The organism is Paucibacter sp. PLA-PC-4 (genome assembly GCF_026241155.1).
GTDB lineage: Bacteria > Pseudomonadota > Gammaproteobacteria > Burkholderiales > Burkholderiaceae_C > Roseateles_E.
Genome location: NZ_JAPFGP010000012.1, coordinates 161,925 through 175,658 on the forward strand (window position 1 = coordinate 161,925; position 13,734 = coordinate 175,658).

The window sequence follows — 13,734 nt, forward strand, 5'->3', positions numbered from 1 at the left end:
GGATTTGTCAGCAGCCGGACCTCAGCGCGAAGCGCTGGGCGCAGGGCGGCACATCGCCCATTCGTCCGGCTCAACACCGCACAGCGCGCCCAGGTCCGCATCGGCGGGCTCGAAGCCCAGGCGCTGCAGCAGGCGCAGCGAGCGGAAATTGGTCTTCTTCAGCACGGCCGTCAGCAGCCGCACCCGGTAATGCCCGGCCAGCTCGTCCAGCATCAGGCTGACCGCCGCGTGGGCCAGGCCACGGCCCCAGAAGCGGCTGGCCATTTCATAGGCGATGGCGGCGCGGCCATCGGGGTAGACGCTGGCCTGCACATAGCCGGCCAGCTCCTCGCCGGGTAGCAGACGTATCACCCAGTTGAGCCACAGCTCCTGGCCGTCCGCCGACTGCCGGCTCTCCAGCCAGGCAAATCGCTCGCTCAGCCAGGCCAGCGAGCTCGGCGGCGCATTCTCGTGCGCGTAGATGGCCGGGTCGCACAGCAGCGCAAACATCTCGGGCGCATGGGCCTGGACCTGCGGCTCCAGGCGCAGCATGGGAGTCTCCAGGGTTCTCATAGAGTCGGGCTCAGAACGGCTGTTGGCTGCGGCCTTAGACCGCTTCTTGATGGAGGCCGGTGGGGCGGGTGGTCAGCGCTTCCGTGAGGGGCAGGGCGGCGTGGGTGATCATCATGGCGGCGTTGTGTGGCTGGTTTTTCGATGCTGGAGCTTTGCTCATACATCACTGGAGACGGCGGCCACGAACGCGGTCTTTGCCTGGGTGTACAGCTCCCTGTCCTGCGCATGCTGCAGCGCCAGCCGGCTCTTCAGCGCGAGGTAGCGATCCGCGAGCTTCGGGTCGGCCCGCAGCGCATCCCGAAAGTGCAGGCGCTGGCGCCAGACGGCTTCGCCGAGGACCACGAGATGCAGGTGATGGGTTCGGCGGCCCTGCGCGTGCCGCATCAGCCAGCGGCGATCCGGCAGCGTGGCGTTGAACTCGGCCGAGGTCGTGTAGCCGCTGCGGGTCAGCGGGTCGACGAGCGAGTCGGCCACGGCCATCGATGCCACACCGGCCAGCATGTCGATGATGGGTTTGGCGGCCATGCCCTCGACGGCGGTACTGCCGAAGTGCTGAATATCCAGCAGCCAACCGGGAAACAATGCCAGCAGTCGCTGCCGCTCGGCTTCGAAAAGCACGGGCCAGTTTCGGTCGTAGGGCCGCAGGCTGACCGCCTCATCAATGGCCTGTTGCAGCGATTCATCGTCGGTCACAGGTCCCTCTCCCGCAGGTCGTTGCTCATTGCCTCTGCGCCAGCATGGCCCACAAAAAGTTCTCGCCGAACAGCCCGGTCTCGGCCGGTCGCTGCGGCTTCATCTGACGCAGCTGGCGGATGCGAAACAACGCACTGCCGTCCCAGATCTCGCGCAGCGCGGGCTCGCTATAGCCGAGCCCGCCGCCCAGGCTGCGGCGCTCGTAGACCTCGGCATCCGACAGGCCGCTGCCGCCCTCGGGCCGAAAGCACACCATGCCGAAGCGGCCGCCCGGTTTGAGGGTCGTGGCGACCAGCTGCAGATAGCTGTCCCGGCGATGCGGCGGCAGGTGATGGAACAGACCCGAGTCATAGACCAGATCGTAGCCGCCGGGTGCAAGCTCCAGATCGAAGACCGAAGCCTGCTGCAGCCGCAGGCTGACACCGGCCTCGCTGGCGCGCTGAGCAGCCCAGGCAATCGCCGCCTGCGAATAATCGACCGCCGTGACCTCGGCGAAGCCAGAGCGTGCCAGCAAGACGGCATTGCGCCCATTGCCGCAGCCCAGATCCAGCGCCGCGCCGTTCGGTGTGATCAGGCTCTCTGTGAGCCATTCATGCAGACATTCATCCGGCGCGCTGCCGAAGAAGGGCACCGGCCTGGCCCGGTCGGCGTAGAAACCATCCCACCAGGCGCTGTGCCGGTCGGCCAGCAGCGCGTCGAGGGCGGCGAGGTCTTGATGGAGATGGGGGTGCATGCAGTGGCCCGGTGCTTGGCGAATACGGTCTCGACGAGGAGATCAGGGCATCAGGCCAAGGCGATACCCCTCGCCGTCCAGGCTCCGAAGGATCGACGGGTCGACACCCTGTGATTTTCGAGGCTGGGTGGCCCGGCGTCCCTAGGGTATGTGCTTGTTCCCCCATTGGAGGGAGCTCGGCGCTCAGCTCTGCAGGCGGCAGGTGCACATGGCGCCTGGGCTCCCCACCCTGATCGTTTGGCCCTAGCCCAGCCAAGCCATTCTGCGAATCAACTGCAGCAGCTCCTGCGGCAGGCGTGCAAAGCGCTGAAGCACTCGCTCAACAGCAGGCACAGACTGCCGACCAGCCCTGTGGGGCCGCTATCGATCCAGAGCAGGGTCGCTATGGACCGGTCTGCAGCTCGGCATCGCTTAGATCGCGTACTGCGGGCCAGCATGCCAGCAGTCGTGCAGCGGGCCCGCCGTTATCTCCGACACTTCAGGGCTTGCCCTGAACCAGGCCGCAACCGCCGCGCGGTCATCTTCGGTGGCCGATCTGCGGGCCAGCCGGCACACATATCCGCCCGTGATGCCGCCGCCCCAACACAGGCCGCGTGCTTCAATCATGTCGATCAGGGCGTCCACAAACGCATCTTGCTCAGCCTCATCGAGTTCCCGATGCAAGGTGGCGGACAACTCGAAACCCAGCTCGCGAAACTCGCAAAGGCGCAGCTTCTTCATCTGGCGCCGGCTGCGTTGTCGGGACTGCGGGGGGATTGAACTTCATGGATATGCCTGTTGTCAGCCCGCACGGTCCAGCTTGTCGAGCAGGCTCAATGCGCGCTTGGGATTGCCACGCGTGGCCCGGGTTTCAAAGCGCACACGGGCGTCGAAATTGGCAAGCGCGACGGTGGCCAGTTCGTCCATCAGCTTGTTGACGCTGATGGAGTTGGACCGCGCAAGCGCCTTCAGACGCTCGTGCTTATCGTCTGGCAAACGTATCGTCAGGGTTGACATGGAAACACCTCCAGGCAGTGCTCGGGTGGAAGAATCCTGAGTGCGGGGAACTTCAGTTCACCCTGCGCCAGGTCACGCAGATTGCGGGTCACGATGACATTGGCCTGTGCCGCCACCGCGAGCTCGATCAAATGGTTGTCGGCCTCGTCGGGCAGGTTGGGTCGCCAGGCATAAAACACCTCGACCCAGCGACACCGATTCAGGAAGCCGTCGAAAACATCGCCGCGCTCCTTCGGTGACAAGGGGGAGTCAACGAACAGTTCGGCACGACCCAGCACGTCTTCATACTGCGGCAAGCAAGGCTGGCCCCAGCACCGCTTCGTACTGCCTGGTGAGGCAGGCGCGCAGCACTGCCCGTGCGCTGCCACCGCCACGCAGCAGCGCGGCGACCACGATATTGGTGTCCAGCACGACGATGGTCATGACGAAAATGGTAGCGTATGTGCTGTCTTTTGGAGCGCTGATACCGATGGTGATTTGGCCGCGCGGGATCAAGTGACGTCAGCTTCGTAGCTGTTCCGGCAAACTCAGCACCACACTCAGACCCCCGCCCTGGCGGTTGCTCAGCGCGATGCGCCCGCCGTGGGCCTCGGCGATCTCGCGGGCCAGGGCCAGACCCAGGCCGGAGCCGCTGCGCTTGGTCGAGTAGAAGGGCAAGAGGGCCTGGCTCAGCACGGTCTCGCTCATGCCGGGGCCGCGATCGCACACGGTCAGGCGCAAGTCCTGGCCCTCGTGGGCAAGGCCCAGCGTGATGGCCTCGGGCGGGCCGCCGGCCTCGTGAGCGTTCTTAAGTAGATTGATCAGGGCCTGCTCGACCTGCGCCGCGTCGAAGTGGCCGGGGCTCTGCGGCAGCGCGCCTTCCAGGCGGAAACTGTAGTGGGCGCCCAGGCGCTCCAGCAGGCCGGCCCAGCCGACCTCGGCAGGTTGCGGCGCCGGCAGCTTGGCGAAGCGGGCATAGCCGTCGAGGAACTGGTGCAGATGGCGTGCGCGGTCGCCGATGCTGGCGAACACGCCGGGCAGCCGGGCGAGGTGCTCGGCTTCACCCCGGCGCGCCAGCTCGGCGCCGCTGTGGGCCAGCGAGGAGATCGGCGCCAGCGAGTTGTTCAGCTCGTGGCTGATCACGCGTATCACCCGCTTCCAGCTTGCCACCTCCTGGCGCGACAGCTCGCGGGTCATGCGGCGCAGCAGGCGCAGGCGGTGCGGCCGCCCCTGCAGACGGAACTCGCGCTGCGACAGGTGGAAGCTTTCCTCGGCGCCGTCCAACTCCAGGCTGAACAGGCCGTCCTGCTGGGTCTGCATGGCCTCGCGCAGCGCGGCCGGCGCCTCAGCCAGCAGGGCGCTGAAGTCCGCGCCCTGGATGCTGCGGCCCTCGGCCAGCAGCTGGCGGGCGGCGATATTGGCATAGACCACGCGCTCGCCGGCATCGCTGAGCACCAGCGCGACGGGGGTGTTCTGCACCACGGTGTCGAGCAGCAGCTCGCGCTGGGCCAGATGCTGGCGCTGCTCGCGCAGCGCGTGGCCCAGTTCATGATGCAGGCGCATCAGCGCCTGCATCTCGGCGCTGGCGCCGGGCGCATCGGCGGCGATCGAGCTGCCGAACTCGCCGTCGCGGTAGCTCAGCACCGCGCCCTCGAGCGCTCGCAGCAGGCGCGCCAGCGGCGCGCTGAGCCCATGGGCGATCAACCAGGCCAGCGGCAGCAGCATCAGGCCGGTCAACGCCAGCGCGGCTGGAGCGCTCAGCGCGGGCTGGCCCAGCAGGGCCAGCAGCTGCGGCAGCGGCCAGACGCTCAGGCCGGCATGCAGGGCCAGCGCCCCCAGGCCCGCGGCGACCAGGCCCAGCGTCAGCCGGTTGGTCAGGGTGTTCAGCCGCGTCATTTCAGCCACATCAGGGCGCGACCATGCCGTAGCGCTCCATGCGCCGGTACAGGGCCTGGCGCGACAGACCCAGCGCCTGGGCCGCACGGCTGACCACACCGCCGGCAGCGGCCAGTGCGGCCTGCACGGTCTCGCGGCTGGGCTCGTCCAGATTACGGTGGGCCGGGGCAAGAGGCGCCGGCAGGGCCAGCAGCTCCGGCCCTATCGTCTGGCCGCCGGCCAGCAGGGCGGCCCGCTCGATGACGTTCTTCAGCTCACGCACATTGCCGGGCCAGGCATGGGCCAGCAGCGCGGCGCTGGCACCGTCGCTGAGCGTGGCGCGCCCGGCCAGAAAATGCGCTGCCAGCGGCAGGATGTCCTCGCCGCGATCGGCCAAGGCCGGCAGCACGATCTCGATGACATTGAGCCGGTAGTACAGGTCCTCGCGAAAGCTGCCGGCGCGCACCATCGCGCGCAGATCGGCATTGGTGGCGCTGAGCACACGCACCTTGACCTCGCGCGTGCGGCTAGATCCGAGGCGCTCGAAACGGCCGGTCTCCAGCACGCGCAAGAGCTTGACCTGGCCGGCCAGCGGCAGGTTGCCGATCTCGTCGAGAAACAGCGTGCCGCCGTCGGCCGCTTCGAAGCGACCCTCGCGGGCCCGGGTCGAGCCGGTGAAGGCGCCGCTCTCGGAGCCGAACAGCTCGGCCTCGATCAGCTCGCCGGGCAGCGCGCCGCAGTTGACCGCGACAAAGGGCGCGCCCTTCAGGCCCGAGTTCGCATGCACGATGGCGGCGACCCGCTCCTTGCCGCTGCCATTGGGACCGGTGATCAGCACCGGCGCCGCCGAGCGTGCCACCTGGCAGGCCAGCTCCAGGCAGCGCAGCATCGCGTCGGACGCGAACACCAGGCCGTCGAGCCGGTAGCGCCCGGCCAGCGCCTCGTGCCGGCGGCGCCGCTCGCGGCGGCCGCTGTGCAGCGCGCGGCTGCTCTCGGCCAGCTCCAAGAGGTTCTCCACCGTGGCCAGCAGCTTGGCGTCGTCCCAGGGCTTGGCCAGGTAGTCGGCGGCCCCGGCCTTGACCAGGGCCACCGCGCTTTCCAGATGGGTCCAGGCGGTCAGCAGTATCACCGGCAGGTCGGGCCGGGCCGCCCGCAGCGCCTTGAACAAGACCTGACCCTCAAGCCCGGAGGTGGTGTCGGCCTGGAAGTTCATGTCCTGAATCACCAGGTCCACGTCCTGCCGTTCGAGCAGGGCCAGGCCCTGGGCCGGGTCCGGCGCCACCAGCGCGCGGATGTCGTGCAGCGAGAGCAGCAGGGCCAGGGCCTCGCCGACGCCGGGGTGGTCATCGATGATCAGAACGGTGCGCATTGGGAGCGGACTTTATCTGCTGCTAGACCCCACGCATGACCAGCATGGGAGGAAGGGCAGCCGCGCGGCGTGCCGGGCCCAGCACGGCCAGCTGACCCAGGGCCCACAGCAGTAGCGCACCGACGGGCAGGTAGAGCAGCGGCAGGCGCGGCAGCTCGTACTGCGTCATCAAGAGCAGATTGATGCCATAGGCCAGCGCCATGCCCAGCGTGATGCCGATGCTGGAGAGCAGGAAATTCTCGGTCTGGAAATAGCGCAGGATCTGGGCTCGGCTGGCGCCCAGGGCACGGCGCGTGCCTATCATGCGGCTGCGCTGCTGCACCCAGAAGCTGGCCAGGCCGACGATGCCGAAGGCCGTCACCACCAGCATGGCCGCGCAGACCGCCAGCAGCAGGCCCACCATGAAGCGGTCCTGGCGGTAGTAGTCGGCGCGCAGGTCTTCAAGCGCGCGCTGCTGGCGGAACAGCCGCTTGCCGCCGAGGCTGCTCTGCTCCAGCGCTGCGACACCGGCCTTCAGCACCGCCTGGCGGTCTGCGCCCGGGGCCACGCGCAGGATGTAGTTGCCGCCGCGATAGCTGGGCCGGATCGGCAGCACCATGGTGTGCAGATCGCTCTCGTCGCGCGCGCGCGGGTAAGGCGAGGGCAGCAGGTCCAGCACGCCGACCACGATCTGCGGCGTCGAACCATAGACATAGAGCGGCTGGCCCAGGGCCGAGCGGCCCGGGAACATGCGCTCGGCCAGGCGGCGGTTGATGACCACGGCTGGCACCTTGGGCTCCTCGCCGTCCTTGAAGACCTTGGCGGCATCCTCGTACTCTGCCGGCTCGAAGTCGCGACCCTCGGCCAGGCGCATGCCCAGGGTCGACAGCCAGCCTTCACGGGCTGAATAGGCCCCGACGCTGACGCCGCGCTGGTTCTGGTCCGGCGTGTTGTTGACGCTCTCTGCGCTGGATCCCAGCACAAAGGGCAGCTGGGATACCAGGGTCACGCCGGCCACTCCCGGCAGCGCGCGCAGCGCGGCCAGATCGCTGCGGGTCTGGGCCTCGGGGTTCTCGCTGCGCGTCAGCCCGCTGACTCGCAGCACCAGCAACTCGTGGTCGACCATGCCGGTGGGGGTCTGGATCAGCGCCAGGCGTTCGCTGATCACGAACAGCGCATTGCAGACGATGGCGCAGGTCAGAGCTATCTGCAACACGATCAGGCCGGCGGCGATCTTGTGACGTTTGAGCGTCGAGAGGATAGGCAGGATGTCCATCACTGGGCTTTCAGCTGGATTGCGGGGGTGATCTGGCAGGCGCGCCAGGCCGGCAGCAGGCCGGCGGCCAGCGCGGCTGCCAGGGCCACGGCCAAGGTGGCGCTGAGCATGGCCCAGTCCAGCTGGGCCAGCTGGGCATAGGGGGTGGGGTTCAGCCGTATGGCGGCCAGGCCGGCCCAGGTCAGCGCCAGGCCCAGCAGGCCGCCGGCCAGACCCAGCACGCCGGCCTCGACCAGGAACTGCCAGAAGATCGCCCGCTTGGAGGCCCCCAGGGCGCGGCGCACACCGATCTCGCCGGAGCGGCGCAGGCATTTGGCCAACAGCAGGCCCACGGTATTGCTCAGGCAGACCAGCAGAAAACCCAGGGCCAGCCAGAGCTGCAGGCGGATGTCGCTGGGCACGACCTGGCGTTTGGCCAGCCACTGCATCACCGGCGTCAGCCGCGGATTGCTGGGTCGCTCGAAGCGGCCGACGCTGCGCTGCTGCTCGGAGTAGCGCTGCAGATAGGCCAGGTAGTCGGCGGCTGCGGTCGGGTCCTTGAGTTCGACCCAGTACTGCAGCCAGGCGCAAGGGGCGTTCAGCGCGCTGGTGTCGGGCACTTGGGCTGTTGCCCAGCAGGTGGTATCGCCGGAGCGGCCCAAGTCCAGGTCCAGCGCGGTCTGCAGCGGCGCGAAGATCTGGGCGGCGCTCTCGTAGGCGCCCAGGGTCAGGTCAAAGTAGTGAGGCGCCGGTCGCCAGTCGGCCAGCACGCCGATGATGGTGAGGTCCTTATCGCGCAGGCGCAGGGTCCGGCCCAGCGCATCCGACTGGCCGAACAGCTGCTCGGCCAGCGCGCGGGACACCACCGCCACGCGGGCCTTGGCCTGGTCTTCGGCCGCACTCCAGCTGCGGCCGTGCAGCAGCGGCGCCTCGAACATCGCGAAGAAATCGCTGCTGGCCCAACGGGCGCTGGCCATGAAAGGTGGCAGCGCGGCCGAGGCCGGCGCCGCCGAGCCGGCCGGGTCCACCGCGATTTGGGCGCCGGTCATCATCACCTGGCGCAGCCCGCGCGCCTCTCGCAGCAGCGCCTCGGCGTCAAAACGGGTCAGCTGCAGGGTCGGGTCGCCACCGGGAGTCATTGATAGCAGACGCTCGGCATCCAGCTGCACATTGAAGAGCTGCGCGCTCTTGTGCGGGATCGGGTCGCCGGCCAGCACGCGGAAAAGCGTCAAGGTGGTCATGCTGGCGCCGACGCCCAGCGCGATCGCGATCACCATCAGCGCGCTGAGGGCCGGGCTGCGCCGCAGGCTGCGCAGGGCGAGGGTGAGGTAGTAGCTGAGCATTTTCTTTTCTACTCCTGCAGCAGCGCGTTGACCGCTGCCAAGTGGGTTTCGTCGATGGCGCCGGCCACCTGCTGCAGTTGCAGACGGGCCAGCACATAGTGATGGCGGGCCTGGGAATAGGCGCCCCGGGCGGCCGCCTGGTTCTGGATCGCCAGCAGCAGATCGGTCATGCTGCGCGTACCCAGCTCCTGGCCGGTCTGGGTGGCGGCCAGGGCCCGGCCGGCGGCTTCGACCGCGCTGCGCGTGCTGTCCATCTGGGCGGCGCCCAGCTGCACCGCGTCGAACTGCGCCAGCGTCTCGCGCATCACGCGGCGGCGGCGCTGTTCCAGTGCCTCGCGGGCGCCATCGCGTTGGTAGGCGGCCAGGCGGCGCTGCGACTCGGTAGCGCCGCCTGCGAAAAGTGGCAGGCTCAGGCTCAGGCCCAGCGTGGTGTCGCTTCTGCCCGAACCGGCGCCCGAGCCGGCGCCCGCGGTCGGCGGCCAGTGGCGGCCGCTCTCCAGCGCCAGGCTCAGGGTCGGCAGATGGGCGGCGCGCGCCGCGTCCAGCGCCTGCTCGCTGGCGGACAGGGCCAGTTGCTCGGCGCGCAGCGCCGGGTTGTCGCGCAGCGCCTGCGTGACCCAGGCCTCGCGCTCGGCCGCTTCGGGCGGCAGCGCGGCCAGGTCCTGACCCAGTGGCTTGAGAGGGCCGATGGGGCTGCCGGTGATCTCGGCCAGGGCCTCACGGGCATCGAGCAGGGCCTTGCGCGCGGCCACGGTGTTGGCGCCAGCCAGCGCGTGGTAGGTGCGGGCTTGTTCGATATCGACCTGGGCGCCCAGGCCGGCGGCGAAGCGGGCCTGGGCCTGTTGGACCTGGCGGGCGAAGGCGTCTTCATTGGCCTGCACGGTGGCCAGCGCGTCGCTGGCGCTCAGCACGCCGAAGTAAGCCTGGGCCACCCGCACCAGCAGGGCCTGCTGTGCCGCCTGCAGCAGGGCCTGCTCGCCCTCGTCGCGGGCCTGGGCCGAGCGCAGCCGGGCCATGCGGGAGAAGTCCAGCAGCACCTGGCTGATGCGGTGCTGCAGCTCGCGCGAGCGCTGCTCGCTGCCGCCTCGCTGGTGCTCCTGGGTCCACGCCAGCGTCCATTGCGGCAGCAGCGGCGCGCGCGCCTGCCCGACCTCTTCACGGGCGCCGCCGCGCGCAGCCTCGGCGGCGGCCAGCACCGGGTCGCTGGCGCGGGCCTGGGCATAGGCCTGCAGCAGATCGTCGGCCGCCCCGGCAAGATCTGGCAGCAGCGCCAGACTCAGCATCAGTATTCGGGTCTCAGGCCGCATGACGTTCCAAGGCCGACAGATCGCTCGTGATGTCGACCACCTGGCCGTCGATCACATGCACATTGCGCTGGGCGCGGGCGGCCAGCTGGGGGTCGTGGGTGACCATCACGATGGTGGCGCCTTCGCGGTGCAACTCCTCCAGCAGCTCCATCACGCTGCGCGCCATCTGACTGTCGAGGTTGCCGGTCGGCTCATCCGCCAGCAGCAGGCGCGGGCCGCCGGCCAGCGCACGCGCGATCGCGACGCGTTGCTGCTGGCCGCCCGACAGCTCCGCCGGATAGTGGCGGGCTCGAGAGGCCAGGCCGACCCGCTCCAGCGAGTCACGCACCCGCTTGGTCCGCTCTGCGCTGTTGAAGCCGCGGTAGCGCAACGGCACCTCGATGTTGTCGGCCACATTGAGGTCGCCGATCAGGTTAAAGGCCTGGAAGATGAAGCCGATCTTCTCGTTGCGCAGGCGCGAGCGCTGCGCGTCGCCGAGGCCACTGACGTCGACGCCGTCAAGCTCGTAGCGGCCGCTGCTGTGCGCTTCGAGCAAACCGGCAATGGTCAGGAACGTGGTCTTGCCCGAGCCCGAGGGGCCTGTGACGGCGACGAACTCGCCCTGCTTGACGGTCAGATTGAAGTCGCGCAGCGCATAGGTCTCGACCATCTCGGTGCGGTAGACCTTGGCCAGGCCGGTCATCTTGAGCATTCTTGTGTCCCTTCAGTTGGCAATCGTTACCCGGTGCGCGCCCTGAAAGGCGTCGGCACCGGCAATCACGACCCGGTCGCCTGCCTTCAGGCCGGACAGGATCTCGATCTTGTCGAGGCTGCGCGCACCCAGGCGCACCGCCACCCTCTCGGCCACGCCCTCGCGCAGCACATAGGCATGGGTGCCGCCGGCCTCGTCGGCAAAGCTGCCGCGCGCGACGCCGAGCACCTGCTCGCGCTTGTCCAGCAGCACGCGCACTGACAGGCGCTGGTTTTGGCGCAGCTGCTCCGGCGCCTCGCCGTCAAAGCGCAGCCGCGCTGCGACCTCGCCGTTGACCACTTCGGGCGAGATGCTGCTGACCCGGCCGCTCCAGCTGCGACCGTTGCCATTGATCTCGCCGGGCATGCCGATGGCCAGCTCGCGGGCAAAGCTCTCGCCCACCTGCATCTGCAGCTCCAGCGCCGAGAGGTCGACCACGGTCAGCAGCTGCGCGTCGCGCGCCACCTGCGCCCGCTGCGCCACCAGCAGCTGGCCCACCTGACCGTCCACCGGCGAGCGCAGTTCCAGCTCGGCGAGCTGGCGCCGCAGGTCCTGCACCAGCAGGCTCTGGCGCTCCAGCGCTTGGCGCTTGGCCTGGACATCGAACCTCAGGCTGTCCTCGGTCAGGCCGAGGCCGGACTCCGCATGGGCCAGCGTGATGCGCGCCTTCTCCAGCGCGTCGCGCGCTTGTTCGACCTGCATGCCGGCGGTCGCGCCGGCCTCGAAGGCCTGGGTCTGGCGGGCCAGATGGTTCTGCGCCGTCTGCCGGTCGATTTTGGCGTTCTCCCAGGCGCTTTGCAGCGCGGCACGCTGCTGGCGGGCCTGGACCTCGGCGCGCAGCAGCTCGGTACGCATCGCATCGGCATTGCTTTGCTCCTGAGCCAGGCGGGCGCTCAGCTCGGGGCTGGCGATGCGGCCGAGCAGCTGGCCGCGCTTGACGCCGTCGCCGGCACGCACCTCCAGGCTCAGGCTGCCGGCCTGAGGGGCATAGAGCGTCGGGCTGTTGGCCGCGACGACCCGGCCCTCGCCGGCCACATCGCGCACCAGCGGCCCCAGGGCCACGGTGGCCACGGTCAGGCGCGACAGGCTGACCGAGGTCTGGCCGGCGGCCAGGCGCTGCACCGAGGGCCAGACGGCCACGCCCGCAGCCAATGCCGCAGCGGGCAAGGCCAGCATCAGCAGGCGGCGTCGGCCCGGGCGGCTTGGCAGGGGGCGGTCTTGGGCGGAGGTGTCGCGGATCATGCCGCTCTTGAACGCAAAGCCCGTGCCTGCCCCCGGCGGACGGGAAAATTATTGAAAATCAATGACTTAATGCGCGCGGTATTGGCCGGGTCAGTGTCCGCGGACAGCTGTCCGGACGGCCGCCGGACAGTCGGGCAGGGGATAATCCGCCGATGAACGCCCCCCAAAACGACAAGCTCTCTTTTGCCCAGCTGCCGCTGAGCCCCGCAATGCAGGCCAATCTGGCCCAGCTCGGCTACACCCAGATGACCCCGATTCAGGCGGCCAGCCTGCCGCTGGCCCTGGCCGGCCAGGACGTGATCGCCCAGGCCCAGACCGGCAGCGGCAAAACCGCCGCCTTCGCGCTGTCGCTGCTGCACCGGCTGGACGCGGCCGACCTGCGCGTGCAGACCCTGGTGCTGTGCCCGACCCGCGAGCTGGCCGACCAGGTGACGCAGGAGATCCGCCGGCTGGCGCGCGCTGCCGACAACATCAAGATTTTGACCCTGTGCGGCGGCTCGCCGATGAAGCCCCAGATGGACAGCCTGGGCTTCGGCTGCCATATCGCGGTGGGCACGCCGGGCCGGGTGATGGACCATCTGGAGCGCGGCAGCCTGAGCCTCGGCAAGCTGAACACGCTGGTGCTCGACGAGGCCGACCGCATGCTGGACATGGGCTTCATCGACGACATCAAGACCATCGCCAAACAGGCGCCCAAGAACCGCCAAACCCTGCTGTTCTCGGCCACCTATCCGGATGCCATCGTCGAGCTGAGCCGCCAGTTCATGCGCGAGCCCAAGGAGGTGAAGCTCGGCGCCACCGACGTGACCCGGGCCCCGGCTCAGATCCGCCAGCTTGCCTACGAGGTGGCCGAGAGCGAGCGTTTGCATGCGGTGTCGCTGCTGCTGAATCATTTCCGCCCGGCCAGCACGATCGCGTTCTGCAACACCAAGGCGCAGTGCCGCGATCTGGTCGATGTGCTGCAAGGCCAGGGCTTTGTCGCGATGGCCCTGCACGGCGATCTGGAGCAGCGCGACCGCGACCAGGTGTTGATCCAGTTCGCCAACAAGAGCTGCTCAGTACTGGTGGCCACCGATGTGGCGGCGCGCGGCCTGGACATCGCGCAGCTGGAGTGCGTGATCAATGTCGATACCACGCCCGATGCCGAGGTTCATGTGCACCGCATCGGCCGCACCGGCCGGGCTGGCGCCGAGGGCCTGGCGCTGACCCTGGCCAGCCTGGACGAGATGGGCCGCATCGGGCGCATCGAGCAGATGCTGGGCAAGGAGTCGAGCTGGCAATCGCTGGACACCTTGACGCCCACGCCTGGTCCGGTCATGCAGCCGCCGATGGAGACGCTACAGATCCTGGGCGGCCGCAAGGACAAGATCCGTCCCGGCGACATCGTCGGCGCACTGACTGGCGAGGCCGGCTATGCCTTCGAGCAGATCGGCAAGATCAATGTGACCGAGTTCCACAGCTATGTGGCGGTCGAGCGCAGCATCGCCCGCGAGGCGGTCGTGCGCCTGTCCAATGGCAAGCTCAAGGGCCGCAAGGTCAAGGTGCGGCGCATGGCGGACCTCGCGGAGCTGTGAGCGCCGCAGGCCTATCCCCCTGAAGGGTGGGGCAGGGTCGACCATGGGGTCGAGCCACTGACCAGCTGTTACATTCCCGCGCCGTGAGACCTGAAAAATCGCCCGGT

15 protein-coding genes are annotated in these 13,734 nt (G+C 69.0%); 1 reads left to right on the plus strand and 14 read right to left on the minus strand.

Features of this window, described 5'->3' with window-relative positions; genetic code table 11:
- Positions 1-21 precede the first annotated feature (21 nt).
- The 14 genes from OOZ63_RS18860 to OOZ63_RS18925 form a co-directional block, all read right to left on the minus strand.
- Positions 22-531, minus strand: coding sequence for a GNAT family N-acetyltransferase (locus tag OOZ63_RS18860; protein WP_266007134.1), 510 nt, complete (start codon positions 529-531; stop codon positions 22-24).
- A 177-nt stretch (positions 532-708) separates the two neighbouring features.
- Positions 709-1,245, minus strand: coding sequence for a GrpB family protein (locus OOZ63_RS18865; protein WP_266007135.1), 537 nt, complete (start codon positions 1,243-1,245; stop codon positions 709-711).
- Between the two features lie 25 nt (positions 1,246-1,270).
- Entirely contained in the window at positions 1,271-1,978 is a 708-nt protein-coding gene (locus tag OOZ63_RS18870) for a class I SAM-dependent methyltransferase (protein ID WP_266007136.1), read from the minus strand.
- Between the two features lie 411 nt (positions 1,979-2,389).
- Positions 2,390-2,698, minus strand: a complete 309-nt coding sequence (locus OOZ63_RS18875) for a YggL family protein (protein ID WP_266007137.1) — start codon at positions 2,696-2,698, stop codon at positions 2,390-2,392.
- Positions 2,699-2,758: 60 nt separating this feature from the next.
- On the minus strand, positions 2,759-2,974 hold the full coding sequence (locus tag OOZ63_RS18880) for a toxin-antitoxin system HicB family antitoxin (RefSeq protein ID WP_266007138.1): 216 nt from the start codon (positions 2,972-2,974) through the stop codon (positions 2,759-2,761).
- A complete protein-coding gene (locus tag OOZ63_RS18885) occupies positions 2,962-3,216 on the minus strand; it encodes a PIN domain-containing protein (protein ID WP_416234757.1) in 255 nt (84 codons plus the stop codon). The genes OOZ63_RS18880 and OOZ63_RS18885 overlap by 13 nt, the downstream gene beginning before the upstream one ends.
- 40 nt (positions 3,217-3,256) lie before the next feature.
- Entirely contained in the window at positions 3,257-3,397 is a 141-nt protein-coding gene (locus OOZ63_RS18890; protein ID WP_266007139.1) for a PIN domain-containing protein, read from the minus strand.
- 78 nt (positions 3,398-3,475) lie between these two features.
- Positions 3,476-4,849, minus strand: a complete 1,374-nt coding sequence (locus OOZ63_RS18895) for a sensor histidine kinase (RefSeq protein WP_266007140.1) — start codon at positions 4,847-4,849, stop codon at positions 3,476-3,478.
- A 10-nt stretch (positions 4,850-4,859) separates the two neighbouring features.
- Positions 4,860-6,197 (minus strand): sigma-54-dependent transcriptional regulator, encoded by a 1,338-nt coding sequence (locus tag OOZ63_RS18900; RefSeq protein ID WP_266007141.1) that lies wholly within the window; start codon positions 6,195-6,197, stop codon positions 4,860-4,862.
- A 22-nt stretch (positions 6,198-6,219) separates the two neighbouring features.
- Positions 6,220-7,452 (minus strand): ABC transporter permease, encoded by a 1,233-nt coding sequence (locus tag OOZ63_RS18905; protein ID WP_266007142.1) that lies wholly within the window; start codon positions 7,450-7,452, stop codon positions 6,220-6,222.
- Complete coding sequence (locus tag OOZ63_RS18910) at positions 7,452-8,774, minus strand: ABC transporter permease (RefSeq protein ID WP_266007143.1); 1,323 nt, start codon at positions 8,772-8,774, stop codon at positions 7,452-7,454. The genes OOZ63_RS18905 and OOZ63_RS18910 overlap by 1 nt, the downstream gene beginning before the upstream one ends.
- Before the next feature lie 8 nt (positions 8,775-8,782).
- Positions 8,783-10,057, minus strand: coding sequence for a TolC family outer membrane protein (locus OOZ63_RS18915; RefSeq protein ID WP_266007144.1), 1,275 nt, complete (start codon positions 10,055-10,057; stop codon positions 8,783-8,785).
- A gap of 13 nt (positions 10,058-10,070) precedes the next feature.
- Entirely contained in the window at positions 10,071-10,772 is a 702-nt protein-coding gene (locus tag OOZ63_RS18920; protein WP_266007145.1) for an ABC transporter ATP-binding protein, read from the minus strand.
- Between the two features lie 12 nt (positions 10,773-10,784).
- The gene (locus tag OOZ63_RS18925) at positions 10,785-12,053 is read right to left on the minus strand and encodes an efflux RND transporter periplasmic adaptor subunit (protein WP_266007146.1); all 1,269 of its coding nucleotides are present in this window, start codon (positions 12,051-12,053) and stop codon (positions 10,785-10,787) included.
- Between the two features lie 152 nt (positions 12,054-12,205).
- Here OOZ63_RS18925 and dbpA point away from each other — a divergent pair, with 152 nt between their 5' ends.
- Complete coding sequence (dbpA, locus tag OOZ63_RS18930) at positions 12,206-13,627, plus strand: ATP-dependent RNA helicase DbpA (protein ID WP_266007147.1); 1,422 nt, start codon at positions 12,206-12,208, stop codon at positions 13,625-13,627.
- Positions 13,628-13,734 lie beyond the last annotated feature (107 nt).

Coding starts and splice junctions, on each gene's coding strand:
- OOZ63_RS18860 (WP_266007134.1), bottom strand. CDS start 531: ATGCTGCGCCTGGAGCCGCAGGTCCAGGCCCATGCGCCCGAGATGTTT.
- OOZ63_RS18870 (WP_266007136.1), bottom strand. CDS start 1,978: ATGCACCCCCATCTCCATCAAGACCTCGCCGCCCTCGACGCGCTGCTG.
- OOZ63_RS18875 (WP_266007137.1), bottom strand. CDS start 2,698: ATGAAGAAGCTGCGCCTTTGCGAGTTTCGCGAGCTGGGTTTCGAGTTG.
- OOZ63_RS18880 (WP_266007138.1), bottom strand. CDS start 2,974: ATGTCAACCCTGACGATACGTTTGCCAGACGATAAGCACGAGCGTCTG.
- OOZ63_RS18890 (WP_266007139.1), bottom strand. CDS start 3,397: ATGACCATCGTCGTGCTGGACACCAATATCGTGGTCGCCGCGCTGCTG.
- OOZ63_RS18895 (WP_266007140.1), bottom strand. CDS start 4,849: ATGACGCGGCTGAACACCCTGACCAACCGGCTGACGCTGGGCCTGGTC.
- OOZ63_RS18900 (WP_266007141.1), bottom strand. CDS start 6,197: ATGCGCACCGTTCTGATCATCGATGACCACCCCGGCGTCGGCGAGGCC.
- OOZ63_RS18905 (WP_266007142.1), bottom strand. CDS start 7,452: ATGGACATCCTGCCTATCCTCTCGACGCTCAAACGTCACAAGATCGCC.
- OOZ63_RS18910 (WP_266007143.1), bottom strand. CDS start 8,774: ATGCTCAGCTACTACCTCACCCTCGCCCTGCGCAGCCTGCGGCGCAGC.
- OOZ63_RS18915 (WP_266007144.1), bottom strand. CDS start 10,057: ATGCTGAGTCTGGCGCTGCTGCCAGATCTTGCCGGGGCGGCCGACGAT.
- OOZ63_RS18920 (WP_266007145.1), bottom strand. CDS start 10,772: ATGCTCAAGATGACCGGCCTGGCCAAGGTCTACCGCACCGAGATGGTC.
- OOZ63_RS18925 (WP_266007146.1), bottom strand. CDS start 12,053: ATGATCCGCGACACCTCCGCCCAAGACCGCCCCCTGCCAAGCCGCCCG.
- dbpA (WP_266007147.1), top strand. CDS start 12,206: ATGAACGCCCCCCAAAACGACAAGCTCTCTTTTGCCCAGCTGCCGCTG.